Below are 22680 nucleotides of genomic sequence, written 5' to 3' on the forward strand. Positions count from 1 at the left end.
CCGGAAGCGATGAATTTTCATATTGATATGTTCAAACCCATATAAGACGCATCGCCATGACAAGCTTGCGCTGGCGCGACACAATAGCGGCTGACCTTCATCACCCACCCGCTACGTCCATGTCCACCCCTACCGAACTGCACCCGCACGCGCGCGCCCTGCTGGCCGATCACTACGCCGCGGTGGATGCCGACCTGCCCGCCCTGCTCGACCTGCTGTTCGCCCGCAGCGCGGGCGAAGACTGGCACAAGGCCGGCACGTTCAAGCATCACCTGTTGGGCGTGTACCGCACGCTCACGCTCTGGAACCAGCCGCGCGAAGTCCGGCTGCTGGGCCTGTTCCACAGCGTCTATGGCAACGAATACGTCGACCTGACCCTGTTCGACCGCGAACGCGAACGCAACACCCTGCGCGACGTGCTGGGCGCCGAAGCCGAAGAATGGGTCAGCCTGTTCTGCGCCATGCCGCGCACCCGATTCGTCCAGGCGATCCTGCAAGGCCAGGGCGCAGGCCCCGATGGCCTCACGCTCGAAGGCGCCGACGGCCAGGTGTTCACCTTCACGCCGCGCCAGGTCGCCGCCTTCATCGTGGTGTCCGCCGCCGACATCGGCGAGCAATGGCACAGCTGGCAAGACGAGATCTTCGCCGGCTATCCGCAACAGCAGCGCCGCGACCTGAAAACGAATTGGGCCGCGTCGCTCTGGCCCGGGCCGCTCAAGCCGCCGTCAAACATCCTGTCGATGCTGTCGCACCTGCTGGCGCCGCTGGCCACCTTGCCGGCCGATACCGGCATACCCGTGCCGCCGGCCTTCGACCACTGCCGCGCCACGCTCACGCCGCGCGACGAAGCCGCGGCCAGCGCGCTGTACTGGCAGGTCGTCACGCGCATGCAGCCCCTGACCGAAATGGACAGCGCCCGCCACATGCTGGAAGCCGCAGTCGAACACAACCCGTGGGTGGGCGAGCCGCGTCTGTTGCTGGCCCAGCTGGCGCTGACCGCCGACGATTTCGACGCCGCCGAACGCCATGCCGCGGCGGGCCTGGCCGCCCTGCAAGCCTGGGGCACCGCCTGGGACAAGCGCATCGAATGGGCCGGCTGGATGGCGTGGGCCCGCATCGAATTGCAAAACGCGCGCGCGCGCCGCTGGCCGGAGAACCTGGCCGCCCTGAACGGGCTGGGGCTGGTCGAATAACCCGCGCGGCCGCTCGCCGCCCCCGCCAGGAAAAACGCCCCGGGGATCGGATGGATCCCCGGGGCGTTTTGCCGCGGTGGCGCTGGCCGCCGCGGTGTTTACTTCGTGCCTTCCCAGTGCGGGCCGGGCACGTGGATATCGAACAGTTCCAGCACGCGGGCCACGGTGTGGTCCACCATTTCCTCGATGCTGGCAGGCCGGTGATAGAACGCCGGCAACGGCGGAAACACGATACCACCCATTTCCGTCACGGCCGTCATGTTGCGCAGGTGCGCCAGGTTGAAGGGCGTTTCGCGCACCATCATCACCAGGCGCCGGCGTTCTTTCAACGTCACGTCGGCCGCGCGGGTGATGAGGTTGTCCGACAGGCCATGCGCCACCGCCGCCAGCGTGCGCATCGAACACGGCACGATCACCATGCCCGCCGTCTGGAACGCACCGCTGGCCAGCGTGGCGCCCACATCGCGCACGCTGTGCACGTGGTCGGCCAGCGCGTAGACATCATGGCGGCTGACATCAAGCTCGTGCTTGATGTTCAGCACGCCCGAGGCCGATACCACCAGGTGCGTCTCGACATCGTCCACGCCGCGCAGCGCCTGCAGCATGCGCACTGCGTAAAGGGACCCCGTGGCCCCCGTGATGCCGATAACCAGACGCCGCACGGGATCAGGCCGTGGCGCCGGATTGCTCCAGCAGGGTCTTCAGTTCGCCGGACTCGTTCATCTCGTTCATGATGTCCGAGCCGCCGATGAATTCGCCCGCCACGTACAGCTGCGGAATCGTGGGCCAGTTGGAGAATTCCTTGATGCCCTGGCGGACTTCGTCGTCCTCCAGCACATTCACGGTCACCAGCTTCTTCACGCCACAGCCCTTGAGGATCTGGATGGCCTTGCCGGAAAAGCCGCATTGCGGGAACTGGGCGGTGCCCTTCATGAACAGCACGACGGGGTGCTGGGTCACGGTTTCGCGGATGAATTCTTGAACGTCGCTCATGGTGGTCTCTTGGACAGGCATAACGGAATACGCCAATTATAGGTACAGGCGGGAAAACCGCCCGGATTCCCCGGGACGGGGCCGGGAAATGGGACGGTCGGCAGTTACAAATCGCCCTGGCGACGTCCGGATAAGCGGTCTTGCAAGACTCGGCGGCAACGGCCGGCACCCGTTGGCGCTGGAACCCGCGTCAGCGGCGCCCCGGCCAGCGGCCGCCGGAGATGCGTTCGATGCCCGCCAGGTCCTGGCGGCTGTGCACGTCGGCAAAGCCCGCGTCGGCCAGTAGCGTCCGCACGGCCTCGGCCTGGTCCCAGCCGTGCTCCATCCACAGCGCCCCGCCTGCCTTCAGGTGGCGGTGGGCGCCGGCCACGATGCGGCGCAGGTCTTCCAGGCCATCGGCGCCGTCCGTCAGCGCCCCGCGCGGCTCGAAGCGCACGTCGCCCTGCCCCAGGTGCGGATCATCGCTGGCCACATAGGGCGGGTTGGACACGATCAGGTCAAAGCCTTCGCCGGCCGGCACCGCGTCGTACCAGCTGCCTTCCACGAAGCGCAGCGACGCCGTCAGGTCCCAGGCATTGCCCGCCGCCACCGCCAGCGCCTTGGCGCTGACGTCGCTGGCCATCACGCGGGCATCGCGCCGGGCCAGCGCGATCGAGATCGCGATGGCGCCGCTGCCGGTGCCCAGATCCAGCACCGCGGGCGCGGCCTGCCCGGCCACGCACTCCAGCGCGGTTTCCACCAGCACCTCGGTGTCCGGGCGCGGAATCAGCACGTCGGGCGTTACCCGGAACGTATGCCCCATGAACTCGCGCTGACCCACCAGGTACGCCATGGGCTCACCGGCCAGGCGGCGCTGCACCAGCGCCTCATAAGCGGCGGCCGTGGCCGGCTCGAGCGGATCGGTGTCATGCGCCAGCAGCCAGGCGCGCGGCTTGGCCAGCACGTGCTCGAGCAGCATGCGTACTTCCAGGCGCGGCAGGCGCGCATCCAGCAGCAGGCTCTTGATCTGTGCGGTCATGTCAGCGCGATGCGTCAGATGTCGTCGCCCAGCGCCGCCAGCTGCTCGGCCTGGTGTTCGGCGATCAGTGCGCCGGTCAGTTCTTCGAGGTCGCCTTCCATGATCTGCTGCAGCTTGTACAGCGTCAGGTTGATGCGGTGGTCGGTCACACGGCCCTGCGGGAAGTTGTAGGTGCGAATGCGCTCGGACCGGTCGCCCGAGCCGATCAGGCTCTTGCGCTCGGCCGCTTCCTTGCTCTGGCGCTCGCGGGTTTCCTTGTCTTTCAGGCGCGCAGCCAGCACCTGCATGGCCTTGTCCTTGTTGCGGTGCTGGGAACGGTCGTCCTGACATTCCACCACCAGGCCGGTCGGCAAGTGCGTGATGCGCACGGCCGAATCGGTCTTGTTGATGTGCTGCCCGCCCGCGCCGCTGGCGCGGAACGTGTCGATGCGCAGGTCGCTGGCGTTGATGACGATTTCCGACGCCTCGTCGGCTTCCGCCATGATCGCCACCGTGCAGGCCGACGTGTGGATGCGGCCCTGCGCCTCGGTCGCGGGCACACGTTGCACCCGGTGCGCGCCCGATTCGAACTTCAGGCGGCCATAGGCGCCGTCGCCATTGATGCGCGCGATCACTTCCTTGTAGCCGCCCAGTTCCGACGGGCTTTCGGACATCAGCTCGACGCGCCAGCCGCGCTGTTCGGCGTAGCGCGTGTACATGCGCAGCAGGTCGCCCGAGAACAGCGCGCTTTCGTCGCCGCCCGTGCCCGCACGGATTTCCAGGAACACGCTGCGGCCGTCGTTGGGGTCGCGCGGCAGCAGCAACAGCTGCAACGCCGCTTCCAGCGATTCCAGCTTGACCCGGCCCGTCTTGATCTCGTCTTCGGCCATCGACTTCAGTTCGGGGTCCGACAGCATTTCCTGGGCGGCCGCCAGGTCTTCCTCGCCACGCACGAAGGCCGTGAAGGCCTCGACCACGGGCTCAAGCTCGGCGCGTTCGCGCGACAGCTTGCGAAAGCGATCCATGTCGGACGCGGTTTCCGGTTCGGCGAGCAACGCGTCCACCTCGATGAGGCGGTGGCACAGATGCTCCAGCCGGCTGCGCATGGAAGATTTCATGATGGGGATTCTGCAAAGGAAAAACGACGATAGCGGGCGCCCACAAGACGAACGCCCGCCGAGAGGCGGGGCGTGGGACAGCGCCGCTAACGGCGCGAATCGCGGCCGGGGAAAAGGCGCGGCATCCAGGCAAGCAGTTGCTTGCGGTCGTCGCCTTCGCTGCGGTTCAGCGCCGCCAGCGGGCCATGCAGGTACTTCTGGGTCAGGCCGTGGGCCAGCTGTTCGAGCACGGCCTCGGGCGATTCGCCGCGCGCCAGCAGGCGCCGGGCGCGTTCGAGTTCGGCGGCCTGCACGTCTTCGGCGGCCTGGTGCAGGTCGCGAATGACGGGCACCACTTCACGCGATTGCATCCAGTGCATGAAGCCCTGGACGCGGGTTTCGATGATGGCCTCGGCCTGCACCACCGCGGCGCGGCGCGCATCGGTGCCGGTCTGCACCAGGCGGCCCAGGTCATCGACGGAATAGAGGTAGACGTCGTCCAGGCGGCCGACTTCGGGTTCGATATCGCGCGGCACGGCCAGGTCGATCATGACCATCGGGCGGTGGCGGCGCAGGCGCGTAGCCCGTTCCACCATCCCCAGCCCGAGGATGGGAAGGGAGCTTGCCGTACAGGAGACGATCACGTCGAATTCGGACAGCCGGTCGGTCAGGTCCGACAGCTTCATGGTGCTGGCCGAAAAGCGGTTGGCCAGCAGCTCGGCACGCTCGGCCGTACGGTTGGCCACCACCATGCTGCGCGGACGTTGCGCGGCAAAGTGCGTGGCGCACAGTTCGATCATTTCGCCCGCGCCGATGAACAGCGTGCGGGCCTGGTCCAGATTGCCGAACACGCGTTCGGCCAGGCGCACCGCGGCGGCGGCCATGGACACCGACTGCGCGCCGATGGCGGTCTGTGACCGCACTTCCTTGGCCACCGAGAAGGTGCGCTGGAACATCTGGTGCAGCAACGTGCCCAGCGAACCGGCTTCGCCGGCCGCGCGCACGGCGTCTTTCATCTGGCCGACGATCTGGGTTTCGCCCAGCACCATGGAATCGAGCCCGCTGGCCACGCGGAAGGCGTGACGCACGGCGTCGTCTTGATGGTGGCGATACAGATGGGGGCGCAGCGTGCCGGCGTCCAGGCGATTGTGCTCGGCCAGCCACGCGGGCAACTGGTCGGCCACGTGGCCGTCGGCAGCGCAATAGATTTCGGTGCGGTTGCAGGTCGACAGGATGGCCGCTTCGCGCACCGATCCGCCAAACGCAGAACGCAAGCCTTCGAGCGCCGGCTTGACCAGATCAACGGGCATGGACACGCGTTCGCGAACCGAAACCGGCGCGGACGTGTGATTCAGACCGAAGGCTAGAACAGCTACCGACATGTAAAGGACGAGGCCGTAAGTAATAAGAGCGGTGGTCCCTGCGGGTCATGCGGTACAGCACGCATGTAACAGCAGACCGCTAATGATTATACCCCTGCGGGTTATCCCCAGACCAACCAGCCCCCCGGCCGCGACCCTGGGTCGCACCCAAGCGTGCCTTTCGCCCAACAGTTGGCGGCTCGGCCTCAAGCCAGGCCGCTTTCCAGGTCAGGCAAAAATATTTGAAGTTTTTTCGCTCCGACTGGCACAAGTCCAAAAAATTGTGTATAGTTGCGGACTTCGTTGGCCTGGTAGCTCAGTCGGTAGAGCAGAGGATTGAAAATCCTTGTGTCGGTGGTTCGATTCCGCCCCAGGCCACCAGAATACAAAGCCCCAGCGCTCGCAAGAGCACTGGGGCTTTTCACATGGGAAGCCGCCCGGGGGAGCCGCCGAGAGCACAATCCGGCTATGGCTTTGATGCCCTGGGTGCAGTGCAGGTGGGCGCCGCCCAGCCCTCCACGCCCTAGACATGGCCTCAAGAAATCCTCAACGAGTCGCGCCAGATCAAGGCGTATAGGATATTTATAAGCCAGGGGTCACCAAAAAATATGGGTGGCCCCCTCCGCCTCGGGCAGCTTAAAATCATGCCCTTTGCTAGCTAAGCCCGATGCGCTCGCTGTCTCATGGGCAAACGGAGAAACTTATGGCTTTTTATCCTGTATTTCTATCAGTCGTCTTCGTGGTTCGTAACCAGGAAGCGCAACTGGAAGGCATTCTCCGTCGCGCGCACACCAGTATCTCCTCGTATGTCAGCGACTACGAATTAATCATCGTCGACAATGCATCCAACGATGGTAGCGTGCACTCGCTGAAAGGACTGACCTCCCTGGAAGGTCTGCCAAATCTACAGGTCTACGCGCTGACCAAAGAGGTCAGTAGCGACACAGCCGCGTGGGTCGGGCTGGAAAATGCTTTAGGCGATTTTGTCGCAGTCATTGACCCCCTAGTCGACGAAATTGACTTTCTGCCTCAGATGCTTGAAAAGGCCGTGACCGGCGCGGATGTGGTATTCGCCAACAACGAACTGAAGCCACGTCAAAGCCTTGCTTATCGTGCTGCCTTTGGCATTTTCAATATGGTTTACCAGCGTTTCAATGGGGTGCACCTCGACAAAGAAGCACCGAGCTACCGTATCCTGAACAAGCGGATCATCAACTTCATCCTGCAGCATCCGCAACCCTCCGTCACGTACAAGCACCTGCCTGCGACGGGAGGTTTTGCGCGAGCGTATATGACCTACAGCGCAAGACCTCTTGCCAAATCCCCCAAGAAGCTTGGCGAGAGCATTGACCGCGGCATGCGCTTGCTAGTGTCCACGACCCAGGCACCCATGCGGTTGGTGACAACACTGTCGCTATTCGGCGCGGCGGCGAATTTCTTTTACAGCATCTACGTAGTCGCCGTCGGCCTTTTCAAGACGAATGTCGCTCCAGGCTGGGTAAGTCTGTCACTGCAACAATCCGGCATGTTTTTTTTGATTTCCCTAGTTCTCTTGGTGCTGGGCGAATACATCCTGCACATGACGAGCCTTTCCAACGAAGGCCCTCTCTATCATGTGGGCCAAGAGTTCACCAGTGCACGCCTGACCCGCAAAGAGAAGCTGAATATCGAAACGGTGGCTCCTCACCCGGAAAGCACCGATGATCGCTACGAACGCGTGAGTGCATGACGGTGGGCAGGACTGACGCAGACGCAGTAATCATCGGTGGCGGGTTCTACGGCGCGACCATTGCAATCTATCTTGCAAAACAGCGAGGCTTGCGCCGTATTGTTCTGCTTGAACGAGAACCCCAGTTGCTGCAACGCGCCTCGTACCATAACCAAGCGCGCGTTCACAATGGCTATCACTACCCTCGCAGCTTCACGACTGCGTATCGCAGCCGCGTCAATTTGCCCAAATTCGTGCTTGATTGGCCTGACGCCGTCAAACGCGACTTCACCAAACTCTATGCCATCGCAAAACGCAACTCGAAGGTAACAGCCCGCCAGTTCGAGAGATTTTGTGGCGAAATCGGTGCCACGCTGCGGCCGGCGGAATCTTCCTTGGCCAAAATGTTCGAGCCACGGCTTGTGGAGGCCGTGTATTTGGTAGAAGAGTATGCATTCGACTCGACGCTGCTGGCCGCCTGGGCCGCCCGTGAACTCGAAGAGGCCGGAGTGCAGGTCCGTCTTTCGACAAAAGCCACGAAAATTTCCCGGATCAACGATGTGCTGAGCGTTTCAGCATGCGACAACTCGGGCGAAACTGAAATCTTGAGTTGCCGATATGTCTTCAACTGCACCTACAGCGGCCTGAATCAACTGCGCGGCGATTTCCCTGGTACGCATACCGGACTCAAACAGGAAATCACGGAGATGGCGCTCGTCCAGGTACCAACGGAGCTTGCCGAGATCGGCATCACTGTTATGGATGGCCCTTTTTTTTCCATGATGCCATTTCCGGCCCGTGGCTTGCACACACTGTCTCATGTCCGCTATACGCCACATTTCAGTTGGCAAGACCAACTCGGAATCGACCCCTATGAAAAATTGGCTGCATACGACAAAGAATCGCGGGTTGATCGAATGGTGAGAGATGTGGGCCGTTACCTGCCATCGATACTCGCGGCCAAACATGTCGACTCGCTGTTCGAGATAAAAACGGTCCTTATCAAGAATGAGAGCGATGACGGCCGGCCTATCTTGTACGAAAAATATCCGCAATTGCCCGGTTGTTTTTCCGTGCTGGGGGGCAAGATCGACAACATTTACGATGTGCTGGAAAAACTCGACGCAGAAGCGATCCAGGGCACCAAGGAGTAAGACGATGAACAACGCTCTGATAGGCTTTTCAGGTTTCGTTGGTAGCACCCTGCGCAAGCAGGCGGACTTCAAAGAGCTTTACCGCTCCACCAACATCCACGAGATCGACAAGGGCCAATTTGACTTGGTCGTTTGCGCTGGCGCACCAGCGCAAAAATGGATTGCCAACAAGGATCCCGCCGACGATCTGAAAAAGATCGAAGCCCTCATCGGCCACTTGAAGACCATCCAATGCAACACCTTCGTATTGATCAGCACCGTCGACGTATTCAAACACCCGCAGGGTGTAGACGAATCCTCGACGATCGATGAAACAGATCTCCACGCCTACGGCTCACACCGCCGGCTGCTCGAGAAATTCGTCGAGCAGCACTTTTCGAAGTACCTGATCGTTCGCTTGCCGGGCCTGGTCGGACCCGGCCTGCGAAAAAATGTGATTTTCGATTTTCTCAATGACAACAACCTTCAGGCCGTTGAGAGCCGCGGAGTGTTCCAGTTCTATCCGATGGTGAATCTCTGGTATGACATCAAAACGGCACTTCAGGCGGGCTTGAGCCTCATCCATCTCACGGCAGCCCCTCTCAGCGTCGCTGACATTGCCAGCGAAGGCTTTGGTCGAGAATTCACGCAGCAGCTTGGCTCCACACCTGCCAAATACGATATGCAAACGCGCCATGCTGCGCTGTTTGGTGCTTCCGGCCAATACCAATACAGCGGTCGAGAAACCATCCTCGCAGTCAGGTCGTATGCCCAATCGGAGCCGATCACAATCAAACCGCAAGACGGAGTCACGGCATGAGACTCGCTATCTCGAATATCGCGTGGGACGTCTTCGAAGATCCCGAAATTCTGAAGCTCCTGCAACGCTTTGACGTGGATGCGATCGACGTCGCACCAGCCAAATATTTTGCGAACCCAATGCGTGCCACCTCGACTGACATTGCGGCGGTCAAGAACTGGTGGGGCGACCGCGGTATTGAGATCACTGGCATGCAAGCGCTCCTGTTCGGCACAGTGGGTCTGAATGTCTTCGGCACAAATGAGGTACAAGATGCCCTGCAAGAGCACTTGGCGGCCATTTGCCGTATCGGAGAGGGCTTGGGTGCGACACGTCTTGTATTTGGATCGCCCAAAAATCGAGACCGCTCGGGATTGAGCGACGACCAGGCACTTGCCAAAGCCGTTTCCTTCTTTCGACGAACCGGAAACATCGCGCTTCAGCATGGTGTGATCATCTGCCTGGAGCCTAATCCAGCCTGTTATGGCGCCAATTTCATGACAACAAGCGCCGAAACCGCAGAAGTCGTAAAGGCCGTGAACCACCCCTCCATCCGGATGCAGCTCGATACCGGTGCGCTGTCGATTAACGGAGAATCTATAGATCCGATGTTGGACAGATACGCCGATCTAATCGGCCACATTCACGCAAGTGAACCCGATCTGGTACCGCTGGGCGATGCGGAAACCAATCATGAAGTTCTACATGAGAGCATCGCTCGCCGCCTTCCTGACCACATCGTATCCATAGAAATGGTCGCGACCAAAAGTGAAGGGCACTTGTCCTCTATTGAGCGAGCGCTGTCATTTGCTGTAAATCATTATCGGCCGACCGGAGGGCCAGCAGCATGAAGTGGCTTATTCTCCTGTTCGGCATCCTTGCCAACTCCACCGCAAGTGTCTTGGTCAAGATCGCCATGACACCCCCCAGAAGATTTCCGTCAATCTCCGAGCCGATGGCAGCTTTGAGCAATTGGCCCTTCTGGCTAGGCCTTGCGCTCTATGGTGGTGCTTTTCTGCTCTACGCCGCAGCGCTCGCGAGATTCCCCCTGAATGTGGCGCACCCGGTGTTGACGTGCGGAGCGGTCGCAGCTGTTGCTCTATTTTCGCTTTTTCTTTTTCGTGAACCATTCCATTGGACAACCGTAGTCGGGATTGTCCTTGTCGCCCTTGGCGTAGCACTTATCACGGCACGTGTTGCATGAACGAGACCGATACCTCCCCCAGCGTCCCCAAAGCTGTCAGCGAAGCTTGGCAGGTTCCTTCCATGGACGTCTTGTTCTGGTCAGGTAAAGGGCATGCGTATTGCGTCGTCATTCCTGTCATCAATGAGGGCGAACGCATCAAGAATCTGCTCGCACGGATGAAGAACCTTCGAATCGCCGAGATTGCCGACATCATCATCATTGATGGCGGCAGTACAGACGGCTCACTGGGTCTTGACGACCTACAAAGCATGGAAGTCCATGGGCTGATCTTGAAGACCGGGGCTGGAAAACTGAGCGCGCAGCTCAGATGTGCCTACGCGTTTGCTCTGCGACAGGGGTATGAAGGAATCGTGACCATTGACGGCAACGACAAGGATGACCCCGCAGCAATTCCGGCCTTCATCGAAGCACTGCAACAAGGGGCTGATTTCGTGCAAGCGTCACGCTTCCTGAAAGGTGGTGTTGCGGAGAACACACCAAAGTCGCGGGATTTCGCTATCCGTTACATCCACGCCCCGATGCTGAGCTTCTCCTCCGGATTCAAATGGACCGACACCACGCAGGGTTTCCGTGCATACAGCAGAAAAATGTTGCTCGATCCGCAGATCGCTCCTTTCCGCGATGTATTCATGACGTATGAGTTGCTTGCGTATTTATCCTATCGTGCGCCCAGACTCGGATATAAGTGCCTTGAGTTACCGACGGTCCGTCGCTACCCGAAGGGTGAAGTGCCGACCAAGATCTCCAGTTTCCGAGGAAATCTCTCGGTACTTTCGATTTTATTCCACGCTTGCCTTGGATCCTACTCCCCTAAATGACCAAAAATCGCGAGATCAGCCGCGATCCCGAACGTGCCGAGGCGGTTAAAACAAAGCACTTCGCCGCACTCCAACCCTTTCTCCTGCACGCCCTCCTTTTAGCCACACTGCTTGGTTTATTCGGGAATTTTTTGCTGGATTATGGATTCCTGAGGCCCACGGACACTACACAGGTCATCGACACGATTCGCGTCGAGGCGACAGGCGACAAGTCGATGCGTTCGAAAGGCTCCGAAGTCTGGTTCTATGGAGCCTTTAGCGTCAGTGACGGACGGCGAATTCCATGGGATCAGGTAGAACTGGACGCCTCGTGGCTACAACGAGGCGATGCCTATGTTGCTCCCGGCGACAAACCGAGCACGGCCACACTGACTTATCGCGGAGCGACGCGCCTGGAATTCGGCTCTCACCCTTATTCCGGTGTGGTACTCGTCAAGTGGGGAGAGAATCAGAAAAAAATCAATCTGTATTCGAGCGCAACAACGACCAAACCCCTCACGATCGATGGCCGCTCGAGCTACACGAATTCTTCGCTATACCCTCTAATACTGGGATGCTTCGTTCTTATTGGCATCGGTCTAGCCGCCGGAATCGTGCACTTGGGATGGAAATATACCTATCACTGTATTTTTTTTCTGTCGCTCGTCTTTTCACTTTATTTGACCATTGCGGCATTTTTCCCCGGCGTATACACGAATGACTCGGCAGACCAACTGAAACAGGCCCTGACCGGAACCTATCATGACTGGCACCCGCCGATTATGTCTTGGTTGTGGTCCTTATTGATTGCGACGACTTCCCGAATCGAAAGTCTGTTTTTTTTGCACCTGTTACTGCTGCTTGCAGGAGCACTTGTTTGGGCTCGGGTATTTCAACGCTTAAATATAGGATACCTGGCATTCGCAATACCTATCTTCGTAGCCGGCCCCACCGTGATGAATTTTTCAGGTGTCGTATGGAAAGACGTGGGCTTTGCTTTCGCATTATTGCTGGCATGCGGGGTGATCAGTCTGGCATGGATCAGAAACTCGCTATCGTGGATCGACTCTATCCTGGCAAGCATGTTGCTTGTTTACGCGTTTGGCGTAAGACCCAATGGCATCTTTTCCATCATGCCAATCGTCGGATTGCTTGCTTGGCTGGCTGTGAGGCAGTGCAAGCCTCTCTTACCAAAGATAGGCAAGCTGACTGCCAGCGCGTTCGCATCGATCGTAATTATTTTAGCGATGGTTGGCGGGATGCATGCCTTTACGTATACCTACCTGGACGCGCAAAAACGTTACCCCATCCAGTATCTAGAGCTTTACGACATAGCCGGTATATCATCCATCTCAGGACAAGATTATTTTCCCGACTTCATAAAGAATGTGCCTCAGCATGACTTGCCCCTCATCGCTGCAGGCTATTCTCAGTCAATAAGCGTCTTCGGAAATGCGAATAATTTGGTTTTTTCGGGCCCGGAAGGTTCGCAGCCGTTGGTGCCTCTCAACACAGATCCGGATCAACAGGCCCTGCTACGCAAGGCTTGGCTTTCTGCGATCTTTGACGAACCGTTCGCCTATCTTCAGCACCGCATGGCGGTAATGAAATCGATGTTTTTGGTAGGAGCATATCCGACCGAAAGGCCTCAGAATGCCACAGACCGAACAGCAGTCTTGGAGGCCAATGGGGTGCGTCCTGAGCAGGTTGAGCTTCCGGACTACCAATTGCCCGGCGCGCAAAGTGCGCAAGAGTTTGTCGCAGACTCGACGGTATGGGCAACGCAGTCGGACCTATACACGGGTTGGATTTGGGTGGTGCTGTTGACACTGGAGTTGATGGCCGGCCTGATCATGGCCGTCAAGAGTATTCGCTCAGGCGTGCTGATCATCATGGCTTCCGGCTCGGGACTACTTTATGCGCTGCCTTACTTGATTATTGCTCCTGCGTCTGACTTCCGATATTTGTACTGGAGCACCCTGGCAGCAGGAATCTGCACCATTCTAATGGCGGGCCAGCTCTCAGCAAGAATGTTAGGCAAGATTCGACGGCGATATCAGACCCAGCCACTCGTACACCCCGCACATTGACGACCGCTGATCACGTACCAACCAGGCGTGATCAGCAATTCATCAGGCCCCCGGCAACGCCACGCCCATCGCTGCAAACAATCCCCCACACACCTTGTTGAACCGCCGGCCGCAGCGTTCAAGCCACGGGCGTACGCGGTGTGCCAGGCGGGCCAGCACGTACTCGACCACGAATTCGATCACCGCGAAGGTCGCGGCCATGATCACGAATTGCGCAAACAGGCTGCGCGCCGGGTCGATGAACTGCGGCAGGAAGGCGCCGTAGAACAGCAAGGCCTTGGGATTGGAGATGGCCGACAGGAAACCCTGGCTGAACATGCGCGTGCCGCGCAGGCGCGGCATGTCGGGCGCCGGGCGCAACTGCACGGCTGGCGCGCGCCACAATTGGATACCCAGCCAGATCAGGTAGGCGCCGCCGGCCCATTTCAGCACCGTGAGCGCCGGCCCCCAGGCCTTGAGCAGCGCGCTGATGCCCAGCATCGACAAGGCGATGAGCAGGATGAAGCCGACCGCGCCGCCGGCGATGGTGCACAGGGCCTTGCGATGTCCATGCAAGGCGCCATGGGTCAGCGCAAGCAGGGTGTTGGGGCCGGGCGTGACGGACAGGCCGGTGACGGCAACCAGGTAGATGAGCCAGCTGTGCAGGGCCATGGCGCGAGACGCTAAAGAAATGGAAGCGGCCAGTCTAGCGCCGCCTCCGCGGGCGAGCAATGCGCTTATCCCCACCACGTCGGGTCAGTTGCCAATGGCCGATGCGCCATCCCATTGCCCCATCGATGGGCATTTCTCCCGCCAAGCGCCCCCTAACCCGCGTACGTATAAGCCGTCTTCACCGTGGTGTAGAACTCCGCCGCGTACCGACCTTGCTCTCGCGCCCCATACGACGAATCCTTGCGGCCGCCGAAAGGCGCGTGATAGTCGACCCCCGCCGTCGCCAGGTTCACCATGACCATGCCGGCTTCGGCGTTGCGCTTGAAATGCGTCACGTGCTTGAGGCTGGTGCTGCAGATGCCCGCCGACAATCCGAAAGGTGTGGCATTGCTGAGCGCCAGCGCCTCGTCGTAGTCGCGCACACGCGTCACGGTGGCGACCGGCCCGAAGATTTCCTCGCGTGCGATGCGCATGTCGGCCGTCACACCGGTGAACAGCGCCGGGCTCAGGAAATGGCCGCGGGTGTCGCGCGCCAGCACCTCGCCGCCTGCCACCAGTTCGGCCCCTTCGCAGCGGCCGATGGCGATGTAGTCCAGGTCTTGCGCCAGTTGCCGCTCGTCCACCACCGGGCCGATGTCGGTGCCGGCCTTGAGCGCATGGTCGACCTTGAGTTGCGCCAGGCGCGCCTTGACCGCCGCGACGAACGCATCATGAATGCCGTCGGTGACGATCAGGCGCGACGACGCGGTGCAGCGCTGGCCGGTCGAAAAGAACGCGCCATTGACGGCGCATTCCACGGCGGTGGCCAGGTCGGCGTCGTCCAGCACCACCAGCGGATTCTTGCCGCCCATTTCCAGCTGGAACTTCTTCATGTGCAGGCCGGCCACGCAGCCGGCGGCCACCTTGCGGCCAGTGTCGACCGAGCCCGTGAAGGAAATACCGCGCAGTCTGGGGCTGTCGATCAGCGCCTGGCCGATGCGCGAGCCGCGCCCCATTACCAGGTTGAACACGCCGGCCGGCACGCCCGCCTGGGCAATGATCTCGGCCAAGGCATACGCCGAACCCGGCACCAGGTCGGCGGGCTTGAAGACCACGGTATTGCCGTAAGCCAGTGCGGGTGCGATCTTCCACGCGGGAATCGCCAGCGGGAAATTCCAGGGCGCGATGATGCCGATCGGGCCCAGCGCTTCACGCGTCACGTCGACATCCACGCCGGGACGCGTCTGCGGCAGTTTCTCACCGGCCAGGCGCAGCGCTTCGCCGGCAAAGAACAGGAATATCTGGCCCGCGCGGCCGGCCTCGCCTATGGCCTCGGGCAGGGTCTTGCCCTCTTCACGCGCCAGCAGGCGGCCCAGCTCTTCCTTGCGCGCCAGGATCTGGTCCCCGATGCGCTTGAGCAGGTCGTGGCGCTGCTGGCCGGTCGTGCGAGACCACGCGGCGAACGCCGTGTCGGCGGCGTCGATGGCCTGCGCCGCCTGACCCTCGGAAGCGCGAGCGTATTCGCCGATGACGTCGTCCAGGTCGGACGGGTTGCGGTTCACGGTGTATTCGTCGGCGGCGGTCCACTCGCCGGCGATGTAGTTGAAGTAGCGGTCCATCATCAGGCTCCAGGAAAGGGGCGCCGATCATGGCGCCCCGGGGTTCATGCATCGGAAGAAAAGCGGGTCAGTCGTCCAGTTCCTGCCCGCTGCGGTCACGCGTCAGGCCCACGGCGATCAAGGACACCACGCCGCAGCCGATCAGGAACACGCCCACCGGCACGTAGCTGCCGCCGTAATGCGCCACCAGCGCGGTGGCGATCAGCGGCATCGGCCCGCCCACCAGCGCGGCGCCGATCTGGTAACCCAGCGACATGCCGGTGTAGCGCACCGCGGCGGGAAAGGCCTCGGCCAGCAGCGTGCCGATCATGGCGCCGTACGACGACCAGATCAGCGTGAAGCCCACGCCGATGGCCAGGATGGCGGCAGCAACGGAGTGCTGGTTCAGCAGCCAGAAGTACGGCATGACCCAGACAATGAACGCGACCGTGCCGAACATGAACACCTTGCGCCGCCCGATGCGATCGGACAGCCGGCCAAAGAACAGCATCACCGGAAATGCCAGCAAGGCACAGACCAGCACGATGTTGAGCACCTGCGCCTGCGGATAGCCCAGGCCGATCATGTAGGCGACCGAGAAGGTGGCGTACAGGAAGAACGTGGACGTCTCGATGACCTTGGCGCCCACCGCGATCAGCACTTCGCGCCAGTGATAGCGCAGCGTCTGCGCCAGCGGCACCTTGGCGGCGGCGTGCGTGGCCAGGATCTTCTTGAACGACGGGGTTTCATCCACCCGGTTGCGCAGCCACATGCCCAGCACCACCAGCACGATCGAGGCCACGAACGGAATGCGCCAGCCGTAGGCCAGGAAGGCCTCTTGCGGCATCGACGAGGCCAGCGCCGACGTGATGATGTTGCCCAGCGCCAGGCCAAGCACCGCCCCCGTCTGCGGCACGGCGCCGTACAGGCCGCGTTTCTCGCGCGGCGAATACTCCACCGCCAGCAACACGCCCCCACCCCATTCGCCGCCAAGGGCCAGTCCCTGCATCAGGCGCAGCACGGTCAGCAGCACCGGCGCCCAGACACCGATCTGGTCGTAAGTGGGCAAGAGGCCCATGAACACCGTCGACAGGCCCATCATCGACAGCGTGACCGCCAGCGTCTTCTTGCGGCCGATGCGGTCGCCGATGTGCGAAAAGATGATGCCGCCCAGCGGCCGCACCAGGAAGGCCAGCGCGAATGACGCCAGCGCCAGCAGCTGGCTGGTCAGCGCGTCCGTCGTGGGAAAGAACAGCTTGGCGAACACGATGGACGACATCGTGCCGTACAGGAAATAGTCGTACCACTCGATGGTGCTGCCCACCGCGCTGCCGAACAGCGCGCGGCGCCGGTCCTGGTCGGTGATCTGCCTTTCCTTGGGCAGATAGCCCGCCACTGCGTCGAGATTGCTCATGTCTCCTCCGTTTGAATTCTATTTTTTTGGGCCCGCAGCGCGGGCCGGGCCCTACATCGATTCGGCCAGCATGCGCAGGTAGTCGTCGGCGCTGGCGTCGCGCGGATTGGTGCGGTGGCTGTGATCGGCCAGCGCGCCGGCCACGATGCGGGGGAACAGGTCTTCGGTCACACCCAGCGCGGCCAGGCCCTGGGGCAGGCCCAGCGCGCGCGACTTGTCCTTCAGCGCCTGCTCCAGCTGATCGCCGCCCGCCAGGTCCATGGCCTGCGCCAGGCGCGCCATCTTGTCGTCGGCGATCACGCTGGCAGCTGCACGGTTGAAACGCAGCACGGCGGGCAGAAAGATGGCGTTCAGCGTGCCGTGATGCAGCCGCGGATTGATGCCGCCCAGCGAGTGGCTCAGGCTGTGCACGCAGCCCAGCCCTTTCTGGAAGGCCAGCGCGCCTTGCAGCGACGCACTCATCATGTTGACGCGCGCCTCGACGTTGCCAGGCTCGCGCGTGGCGGTCTCGATATGGCGCCAGGCGCGGCGCAGGCCATCCAGCGCGATGCCCTCGGCCGGTGGATTGAAGGCGGGCGACAGGAAGGTTTCGATGCAATGCGCGATGGCGTCCATGCCGGTTGCGGCAGTCAGCCCGGCCGGCAGGCCGAACGTCAGTTCCGGATCGCAGATCGCGGCGCGCGGCACGACAAAGGGCGACAGGATGCCGACCTTGCGGCCGTCGTCCAGGATCAGGATCGCGCCACGTCCGACTTCGCTGCCGGTGCCGGCCGTGGTCGGCACGGCGATCACCGGTGCGGTCGCGGCGGTGATGTTCTGCAGGCCGCCTTCGATCAGCGCGAAGCTGCGCAGCGGCCCGGGATGGCGGGCACAGACCGCCGTGCCCTTGGCCAGGTCGATAGGCGAACCGCCGCCCACGGCGATGATGCCGTCGCAATCACCCGCCGTGAACGCGGCCACGCTGTCGCGCACCGCCGCCTCGTTGGGGTTCGGCGGCGTGCCGTCGTACACCGGCGCATCCAGCTGGCCCAGCGCGGCCAGCACCTTGTCGACGATGCCGCTGGCGCGCACGCCGCGGTCGGTCACGATCAACGGCCGGCGGATGCCCACCCGGGCGCATTCTTCCCGCAACGTGGACAACACCCCCGGCCCGAACTGGATCTGCGTGACATAAGCGATGAGCGACATGCCTTCCCCCTCGTGTTTCATAACAACGCCTCATATCAAGGCAACGAGGAAAATTTTACGTAGCGAAATGAACGCGAGATACTGAGAACATTCGATAGCGCTATAACTTTTACTCAAGTCAAATGGTCCCTACACTGAACTCCGTCATGTCCCGCCTGCATGCCAAGCAGCTGCGTTTGCTGGTCGCGCTGGAAGAACAGGGCTCGCTCCTGGGCGCTGCCGAAAAAGTCGGCCTGACCCAGCCCGGGGCCAGCAAGGCGCTGAAGGAACTGGAGACCACATTCGGCGCCGAACTGTTCACCCGCACCAATCGCGGGCTGCTGCCGACCGCGGCCGGACGCAGCGCGGCGCGTTGCGCCCGCCTCATCCAGGCCGATCTGGAACACCTGCGATTCGAACTCAACGCCATCGCCCGAGGCGTCGGCGGCCGCCTGCTGGTGGGCAGCATCATGGGCGCTGTGCCGCTGCTGATGGACGCGGTGTCGACGCTGCTGGCGGCGCAGCCGGACCTGTCGGTGGAAGTGGTGGAAGACACCAGCGAAACCCTGCTGGCCATGATCGACAGCGGCCGCCTGGATGCCGCCCTGTGCCGCACCACCGTCAGCGGCACGCCCCAGCTCTATCAGTCACTGCACGTGAAGGAAGAGTCGCTGGCCGTGATCGCCAACGTGGCGCATCCGCTGCTGGGCGCGGCGCCGCTATCGCTGGCCGACCTGGCGGACAGCCGCTGGGTGGTGTATCGCGCCAACATGCCAATGCGGCGCCTGCTGGAACGCGAATTCCACGAGGCCGGCCTGCCGTTTCCGCTGCACCTGGTCGAAACCACGTCGGTGCTGGCCACGCTGTCGCTCCTGCACCGCAATGCCACGTTCGTGGCCCTGGTGTCGGTGGACGTGGCCAACTATTGCGCCAGCCACGGCATGGTCGGCGTACTGCCGCTGGCCTTGCGCTCGCGCAGCGAACCCTATGAACTGGTGTTTCGCAAGGGCGCGCCCCACACGCCCGCCATGCAAGCGCTCGCGCAGGAACTGGGAGCCCGCGAACCGGCGTAAGCGTCAGCGACCGGCAGACAGGGACAGCGACAATCCGCGGCCAAGCAAGCCCGCCCGATGACGCGTCACTCGTCCGCCGGCCCCACCGGCACCGTCAGGCCGTATTTCACCCGGCTCATCACCACCAGCGTCGAAAACCGCTTCACGTTGGGATTGCCCCAGAAGTGCCGCTGGGCGAAGGCGTCGTATTCGGCCATGTCGCGCACGGTGATATTGACCACGAAATCGACTTCGCCCGTGACGGCCAGGCACTGCATGATCTCGGGCGCGCTCTGCATGGCCCGCTTGAAGTGGTCGAGCTTGTCGGCGCGCTCGCTTTCCAGGGACACCAGCACCACCATCATGATGCCCCGGCCCACCGCGGCCGGATCCACCACCGACACGTCGCCCAGCACCACGCCGGATTCGCGCAGCCGCTTCATGCGGCGCAGGCACGACACGGGCGACAGGTTCACCCGTTCGGCGACTTCCTGGCTGGTGCGTTGGTTGTCTTCCTGCAGGCTTTGCAGGATCTGAAGGTCGAAATCGTCTAGTTCCATGGGCGTCTCGGACGGCGGCGGTCCAGGCGGGGCGGGCCTGTGCAAGGATTCTAAACGGGTGCGCCCAATGACCTGCCCCCAAATTTGACGGGAAACTTCATTTCCGGCCCGCCGGCTGCAGGAAATAATCAGCCGGCTTGCTTACACTGGGAACCCTCTGGTCGACCTCGCGGCCAGGCGCAGCCCGATTCCCATGCCGTCACTCCAGCTTTTCCTGCTTTTCCTGGCCGCCGACGCGGCGCTCAAACTCACCCCCGGGCCGGACATGGCGCTGACGCTGTCGCGGGGCATGACGCAGGGATTCCGGCCGGCGTTCCATAGCGTGCTGGGCAATGTGGCGGCCGGGTTCATCCAGGTGCCGGCCGTGGTGCTGGGGCTGGCCTCGGTGCTGCAGGCGTTTCCCACGCTGTTCTTGGCCATCAAGGCGGCCGGCGGGCTGTACCTGGGTTACCTGGGCATCAAGGCCATGCTGCGCTGCGCCCGCGACGCCGACGTGTCGCTCACCGCGCGCCCCGGCGACGCCCGCGATGCGTTCTGGCAAGGCTTCATGACCAATCTGCTGAACCCGAAGGTGCTGCTGTTCATGATCGCCTTCCTGCCGCAGTTCACCACGCCGGACAATGGGCCGGTCTGGGTGCAGATGCTGGTGCTGGGCGTGACGATGAAGGCGCTGAGCCTGCCGTACGGCAGCTGCTTCGCCTACGGGGCCTCGCGCATCCGCGGGTGGGTGGGACGCAACCCGTGGTTCCTGCGGATGCAGCAGGGCTTGCTGGGCGCGATCATGCTGGGCCTGGCGCTGTATGTGATCTACTCCACCGCCGCGACGCTGAGTCCCTGAAGTCCCTGACGTCCCTGAGTTTTCCCCTTTGATTTTCAGCCATTTTCCTGAAGCAGCACCATGACCGCCGCCACGATCACTCCCGGACACAATGCGTCCGCCTCCACCCTGATGCCGACGCTGTCGCTGATCGCGGCGATGGCATCCCTTTGCGTGGGCACGTCGTTCGCCAAGTCGCTCTTTCCCGAAGTGGGCGCGCAAGGCACCACCGCGTACCGCATCGTCATCGGCGCGATCATCCTGCTGGCCTTCTGGCGCCCCTGGCGCTTTCCGCTGACGCGCGTCAATGCCGCCAAGATCGCGCTCTACGGCGTGACGCTGGCGTGCATGAACCTGCTGTTCTACATGGCGCTGCGGACCCTGCCGCTGGGCGTGGCCATCGCCATCGAATTCACCGGGCCGCTGACGCTGGCGGTGGTGCTGTCGCGCCGCGCCATCGACTTCGTCTGGATTGCCTGCGCGCTGGCCGGGCTGGTGCTGCTGATTCCCACCGGCCAGTCGGTGCACGACCTGGACCCGGCCGGCATCGGCTTCGCGCTGGCCGCCGCCGTCTGCTGGGCGCTGTACATCATCTTCGGCAAGATGGCGGGCAATGTGCACGGCGGCCAGGCCACGTCGCTGGGCCTGCTGGCCGCCACCATGGTGGCATTGCCGGTGGGCGCCGCGCACGCCGGCATGGCGCTGCTGGACCCCAAGCTGATCCTGGCCGGCATCGGCGTGGGCATCCTGTCGAGCGCGCTGCCCTATTCGCTGGAAATGGTGGCGCTGCGGCGCCTGCCGCAAAAGACATTCGGCGTGCTGCTCAGCATGGAACCCGCGATGGGCGCGCTGGCCGGCGTGATCGTGCTGAACGAACACCTGTCCAGCACGCAATGGCTGGCGATCTGCGGCATCATCATCGCCTCGGCCGGCTGCGCGGCCACCGCCCGCCGCCAGAATCGCGCCGCCGCGGCGGGCTGAGCCCACGGCCGCAATCTCGCCGCAACCCAGGCAGGTCCGGGCAATCGCCCGGACTCGGCCCGCATCAATCCACCGAAATATTCTTCTGCCGGATCACCACGCCCCAGTTGGTGTATTCGCGGTGGGCATAGTCGAAGAACGCGTCAGGCGTGCTGCCCATGGGCTCCATGCCTTGCAGCTTCAACTGCTTGATGACGTCCGGTGACTGCAACGCCGCCACGATGGCCTGGCTGAGCTTTTCCACCACGGCCTTGGGCGTGCGCGGCGGCGCCACCACGCCTTGCCAGGCGGTGGCTTCCAGCGGCGGGCCGCCGGCCTCGCCGAAGGTCGGCACGTCCGGCAACTGGTCCGACCGCTGGTTCGCAGGTACCGCGATGGCGCGCAGCTTGCCCGCCTGGATCAGCGGCCGCGCCGCGGCCAGGTCGGCCATCATCAGCGGCACCACGCCCGAGGCCACGTCCTGCAAGGCCGGCGGCGTTCCCTTGTACGGAATGGCGGTGGCCTGCGCGCCGAACAGCGACAGGAACAATTCCATCGCCAGATGGTGCGGGCTGCCTACGCCCAGCGACGCATAGCTGGCCTGCTTGCCGCTTTTCAGGAACGCCATGACTTCGGGCAGGTTGTCCAGGTCGGACGCGGGCGAGGCCACCAGCACGATGGGCAGCGCCACCAGCGTCGACACGGGCTTCAGGTCCTTCCAGGGGTCGTACGGCAACTGCTTGTACAGCCAGGGGTTCAGCGCCAGCGTGCTCATGCCCGCGGTCATCAGCGTGTAGCCGTCGGGCGCCGCGCGAGCGGTTTCCTGGGCGGCCACGATGGTGGCGGCGCCGGGGCGGTTTTCCACCACCACAGGCTGGCCCAGCGTCTGGCTGACGTGGCGGGCGACGATGCGGGTGGCCAGATCGCTGCCACCCCCGGCGCTGAAGGGCACCAGCCAGCGGATGGGATGGTCGGGATATTCTGCGGCTGCGGGGCCGGCGCCCGTGGCCAGCGCCAAGACGGCCGCGATTCCCAGCGTACGGCGGATGAAGCCTCTTCTGGACATGGGTTGTCTCCTGATGTTCTTTATTTAGTTAACACATTAAT

General features: G+C 62.6%; 22 protein-coding genes and 1 tRNA gene. 12 read left to right on the top strand and 11 right to left on the bottom strand.

Annotated features, from left to right (window positions below):
• Positions 1-119: 119 nt before the first annotated feature.
• Positions 120-1193: a DUF6817 domain-containing protein gene (locus HV798_RS06060; RefSeq protein ID WP_175191646.1), complete on the top strand. Its 1074-nt coding sequence runs from the start codon at positions 120-122 to the stop codon at positions 1191-1193.
• Positions 1194-1291: 98 nt separating this feature from the next.
• Here the strand turns inward: HV798_RS06060 and HV798_RS06065 are convergent, their stop codons facing one another.
• The 5 genes from HV798_RS06065 to hemA form a co-directional block, all read right to left on the bottom strand.
• A complete protein-coding gene (locus tag HV798_RS06065) occupies positions 1292-1855 on the bottom strand; it encodes a UbiX family flavin prenyltransferase (RefSeq protein WP_025138455.1) in 564 nt (187 codons plus the stop codon).
• A gap of 4 nt (positions 1856-1859) precedes the next feature.
• Positions 1860-2186, bottom strand: coding sequence for a Grx4 family monothiol glutaredoxin (gene grxD / locus HV798_RS06070; protein WP_006391696.1), 327 nt, complete (start codon positions 2184-2186; stop codon positions 1860-1862).
• Positions 2187-2376: 190 nt separating this feature from the next.
• Complete coding sequence (prmC, locus tag HV798_RS06075) at positions 2377-3204, bottom strand: peptide chain release factor N(5)-glutamine methyltransferase (protein WP_175191645.1); 828 nt, start codon at positions 3202-3204, stop codon at positions 2377-2379.
• A gap of 14 nt (positions 3205-3218) precedes the next feature.
• The gene (prfA, locus tag HV798_RS06080; RefSeq protein ID WP_025138453.1) at positions 3219-4301 is read right to left on the bottom strand and encodes a peptide chain release factor 1; all 1083 of its coding nucleotides are present in this window, start codon (positions 4299-4301) and stop codon (positions 3219-3221) included.
• A gap of 86 nt (positions 4302-4387) precedes the next feature.
• Positions 4388-5662: a glutamyl-tRNA reductase gene (gene hemA / locus HV798_RS06085; RefSeq protein ID WP_025138452.1), complete on the bottom strand. Its 1275-nt coding sequence runs from the start codon at positions 5660-5662 to the stop codon at positions 4388-4390.
• 284 nt (positions 5663-5946) lie between these two features.
• Here hemA and HV798_RS06090 point away from each other — a divergent pair.
• The 8 genes from HV798_RS06090 (at position 5947) to HV798_RS06125 (ending at position 13375) form a co-directional block, all read left to right on the top strand.
• Positions 5947-6022, top strand: a tRNA-Phe gene (locus HV798_RS06090).
• A 322-nt stretch (positions 6023-6344) separates the two neighbouring features.
• On the top strand, positions 6345-7370 hold the full coding sequence (locus HV798_RS06095) for a glycosyltransferase (protein WP_175191644.1): 1026 nt from the start codon (positions 6345-6347) through the stop codon (positions 7368-7370).
• Positions 7367-8503, top strand: a complete 1137-nt coding sequence (locus HV798_RS06100; protein ID WP_175191643.1) for an FAD-dependent oxidoreductase — start codon at positions 7367-7369, stop codon at positions 8501-8503. The genes HV798_RS06095 and HV798_RS06100 overlap by 4 nt, the downstream gene beginning before the upstream one ends.
• 4 nt (positions 8504-8507) lie before the next feature.
• Positions 8508-9302, top strand: a complete 795-nt coding sequence (locus HV798_RS06105; RefSeq protein ID WP_175191642.1) for an NAD-dependent epimerase/dehydratase family protein — start codon at positions 8508-8510, stop codon at positions 9300-9302.
• Positions 9299-10132, top strand: a complete 834-nt coding sequence (locus tag HV798_RS06110) for a sugar phosphate isomerase/epimerase family protein (RefSeq protein ID WP_175191641.1) — start codon at positions 9299-9301, stop codon at positions 10130-10132. Before HV798_RS06105 ends, HV798_RS06110 begins: the two co-directional genes overlap by 4 nt.
• Positions 10129-10485 carry an SMR family transporter gene (locus HV798_RS06115; protein WP_175191640.1) on the top strand — a complete coding sequence of 119 codons (357 nt, stop codon included), beginning with the start codon at positions 10129-10131 and terminating at the stop codon, positions 10483-10485. Before HV798_RS06110 ends, HV798_RS06115 begins: the two co-directional genes overlap by 4 nt.
• On the top strand, positions 10482-11306 hold the full coding sequence (locus HV798_RS06120) for a glycosyltransferase family 2 protein (protein WP_175191639.1): 825 nt from the start codon (positions 10482-10484) through the stop codon (positions 11304-11306). Before HV798_RS06115 ends, HV798_RS06120 begins: the two co-directional genes overlap by 4 nt.
• On the top strand, positions 11303-13375 hold the full coding sequence (locus HV798_RS06125; RefSeq protein WP_175191638.1) for a hypothetical protein: 2073 nt from the start codon (positions 11303-11305) through the stop codon (positions 13373-13375). Before HV798_RS06120 ends, HV798_RS06125 begins: the two co-directional genes overlap by 4 nt.
• Positions 13376-13417: 42 nt before the next feature.
• Here HV798_RS06125 and HV798_RS06130 read toward each other — a convergent pair whose 3' ends face one another.
• From HV798_RS06130 to HV798_RS06145, 4 genes are all read right to left on the bottom strand, one after another.
• Entirely contained in the window at positions 13418-14026 is a 609-nt protein-coding gene (locus HV798_RS06130) for a LysE family translocator (protein ID WP_175191637.1), read from the bottom strand.
• A gap of 152 nt (positions 14027-14178) precedes the next feature.
• The gene (locus tag HV798_RS06135; protein ID WP_217481153.1) at positions 14179-15624 is read right to left on the bottom strand and encodes an aldehyde dehydrogenase family protein; all 1446 of its coding nucleotides are present in this window, start codon (positions 15622-15624) and stop codon (positions 14179-14181) included.
• Between the two features lie 67 nt (positions 15625-15691).
• Positions 15692-17017 carry an MFS transporter gene (locus HV798_RS06140; protein WP_175191635.1) on the bottom strand — a complete coding sequence of 442 codons (1326 nt, stop codon included), beginning with the start codon at positions 17015-17017 and terminating at the stop codon, positions 15692-15694.
• Positions 17018-17068: 51 nt separating this feature from the next.
• Complete coding sequence (locus HV798_RS06145; RefSeq protein ID WP_175191634.1) at positions 17069-18205, bottom strand: iron-containing alcohol dehydrogenase; 1137 nt, start codon at positions 18203-18205, stop codon at positions 17069-17071.
• 146 nt (positions 18206-18351) lie between these two features.
• Here HV798_RS06145 and HV798_RS06150 point away from each other — a divergent pair, with 146 nt between their 5' ends.
• The gene (locus HV798_RS06150) at positions 18352-19257 is read left to right on the top strand and encodes a LysR family transcriptional regulator (protein WP_246288597.1); all 906 of its coding nucleotides are present in this window, start codon (positions 18352-18354) and stop codon (positions 19255-19257) included.
• Positions 19258-19322: 65 nt separating this feature from the next.
• On the opposite strand, the gene HV798_RS06155 is transcribed toward HV798_RS06150, so the two are convergent.
• Positions 19323-19796, bottom strand: a complete 474-nt coding sequence (locus HV798_RS06155; RefSeq protein ID WP_175191632.1) for an Lrp/AsnC family transcriptional regulator — start codon at positions 19794-19796, stop codon at positions 19323-19325.
• Positions 19797-19989: 193 nt separating this feature from the next.
• Between HV798_RS06155 and HV798_RS06160 the strand changes: the two genes are divergently transcribed.
• A complete protein-coding gene (locus HV798_RS06160) occupies positions 19990-20634 on the top strand; it encodes a LysE family translocator (RefSeq protein WP_025138438.1) in 645 nt (214 codons plus the stop codon).
• Between the two features lie 60 nt (positions 20635-20694).
• On the top strand, positions 20695-21594 hold the full coding sequence (locus HV798_RS06165; protein WP_025138437.1) for an EamA family transporter: 900 nt from the start codon (positions 20695-20697) through the stop codon (positions 21592-21594).
• A gap of 64 nt (positions 21595-21658) precedes the next feature.
• On the opposite strand, the gene HV798_RS06170 is transcribed toward HV798_RS06165, so the two are convergent.
• The gene (locus HV798_RS06170; protein ID WP_175191631.1) at positions 21659-22639 is read right to left on the bottom strand and encodes a Bug family tripartite tricarboxylate transporter substrate binding protein; all 981 of its coding nucleotides are present in this window, start codon (positions 22637-22639) and stop codon (positions 21659-21661) included.
• Positions 22640-22680 lie beyond the last annotated feature (41 nt).

It is taken from the genome of Achromobacter deleyi (assembly GCF_902859705.1).
GTDB classification, from domain to species: Bacteria; Pseudomonadota; Gammaproteobacteria; order Burkholderiales; family Burkholderiaceae_B; genus Achromobacter; species Achromobacter deleyi.

Bases quoted from the DNA above. Each gene is read 5' to 3' on its own strand.
- HV798_RS06060 (WP_175191646.1), top strand. From the start codon at position 120: ATGTCCACCCCTACCGAACTGCACCCGCACGCGCGCGCCCTGCTGGCC.
- prfA (WP_025138453.1), bottom strand. From the start codon at position 4,301: ATGAAATCTTCCATGCGCAGCCGGCTGGAGCATCTGTGCCACCGCCTC.
- HV798_RS06115 (WP_175191640.1), top strand. From the start codon at position 10,129: ATGAAGTGGCTTATTCTCCTGTTCGGCATCCTTGCCAACTCCACCGCA.
- HV798_RS06145 (WP_175191634.1), bottom strand. From the start codon at position 18,205: ATGTCGCTCATCGCTTATGTCACGCAGATCCAGTTCGGGCCGGGGGTG.
- HV798_RS06110 (WP_175191641.1), top strand. From the start codon at position 9,299: ATGAGACTCGCTATCTCGAATATCGCGTGGGACGTCTTCGAAGATCCC.
- HV798_RS06170 (WP_175191631.1), bottom strand. From the start codon at position 22,639: ATGTCCAGAAGAGGCTTCATCCGCCGTACGCTGGGAATCGCGGCCGTC.
- HV798_RS06140 (WP_175191635.1), bottom strand. From the start codon at position 17,017: ATGAGCAATCTCGACGCAGTGGCGGGCTATCTGCCCAAGGAAAGGCAG.
- HV798_RS06135 (WP_217481153.1), bottom strand. From the start codon at position 15,624: ATGGACCGCTACTTCAACTACATCGCCGGCGAGTGGACCGCCGCCGAC.
- HV798_RS06095 (WP_175191644.1), top strand. From the start codon at position 6,345: ATGGCTTTTTATCCTGTATTTCTATCAGTCGTCTTCGTGGTTCGTAAC.
- HV798_RS06160 (WP_025138438.1), top strand. From the start codon at position 19,990: ATGCCGTCACTCCAGCTTTTCCTGCTTTTCCTGGCCGCCGACGCGGCG.
- HV798_RS06120 (WP_175191639.1), top strand. From the start codon at position 10,482: ATGAACGAGACCGATACCTCCCCCAGCGTCCCCAAAGCTGTCAGCGAA.
- prmC (WP_175191645.1), bottom strand. From the start codon at position 3,204: ATGACCGCACAGATCAAGAGCCTGCTGCTGGATGCGCGCCTGCCGCGC.
- HV798_RS06130 (WP_175191637.1), bottom strand. From the start codon at position 14,026: ATGGCCCTGCACAGCTGGCTCATCTACCTGGTTGCCGTCACCGGCCTG.
- hemA (WP_025138452.1), bottom strand. From the start codon at position 5,662: ATGTCGGTAGCTGTTCTAGCCTTCGGTCTGAATCACACGTCCGCGCCG.
- HV798_RS06125 (WP_175191638.1), top strand. From the start codon at position 11,303: ATGACCAAAAATCGCGAGATCAGCCGCGATCCCGAACGTGCCGAGGCG.
- HV798_RS06100 (WP_175191643.1), top strand. From the start codon at position 7,367: ATGACGGTGGGCAGGACTGACGCAGACGCAGTAATCATCGGTGGCGGG.
- grxD (WP_006391696.1), bottom strand. From the start codon at position 2,186: ATGAGCGACGTTCAAGAATTCATCCGCGAAACCGTGACCCAGCACCCC.
- HV798_RS06105 (WP_175191642.1), top strand. From the start codon at position 8,508: ATGAACAACGCTCTGATAGGCTTTTCAGGTTTCGTTGGTAGCACCCTG.
- HV798_RS06155 (WP_175191632.1), bottom strand. From the start codon at position 19,796: ATGGAACTAGACGATTTCGACCTTCAGATCCTGCAAAGCCTGCAGGAA.
- HV798_RS06150 (WP_246288597.1), top strand. From the start codon at position 18,352: ATGTCCCGCCTGCATGCCAAGCAGCTGCGTTTGCTGGTCGCGCTGGAA.
- HV798_RS06165 (WP_025138437.1), top strand. From the start codon at position 20,695: ATGACCGCCGCCACGATCACTCCCGGACACAATGCGTCCGCCTCCACC.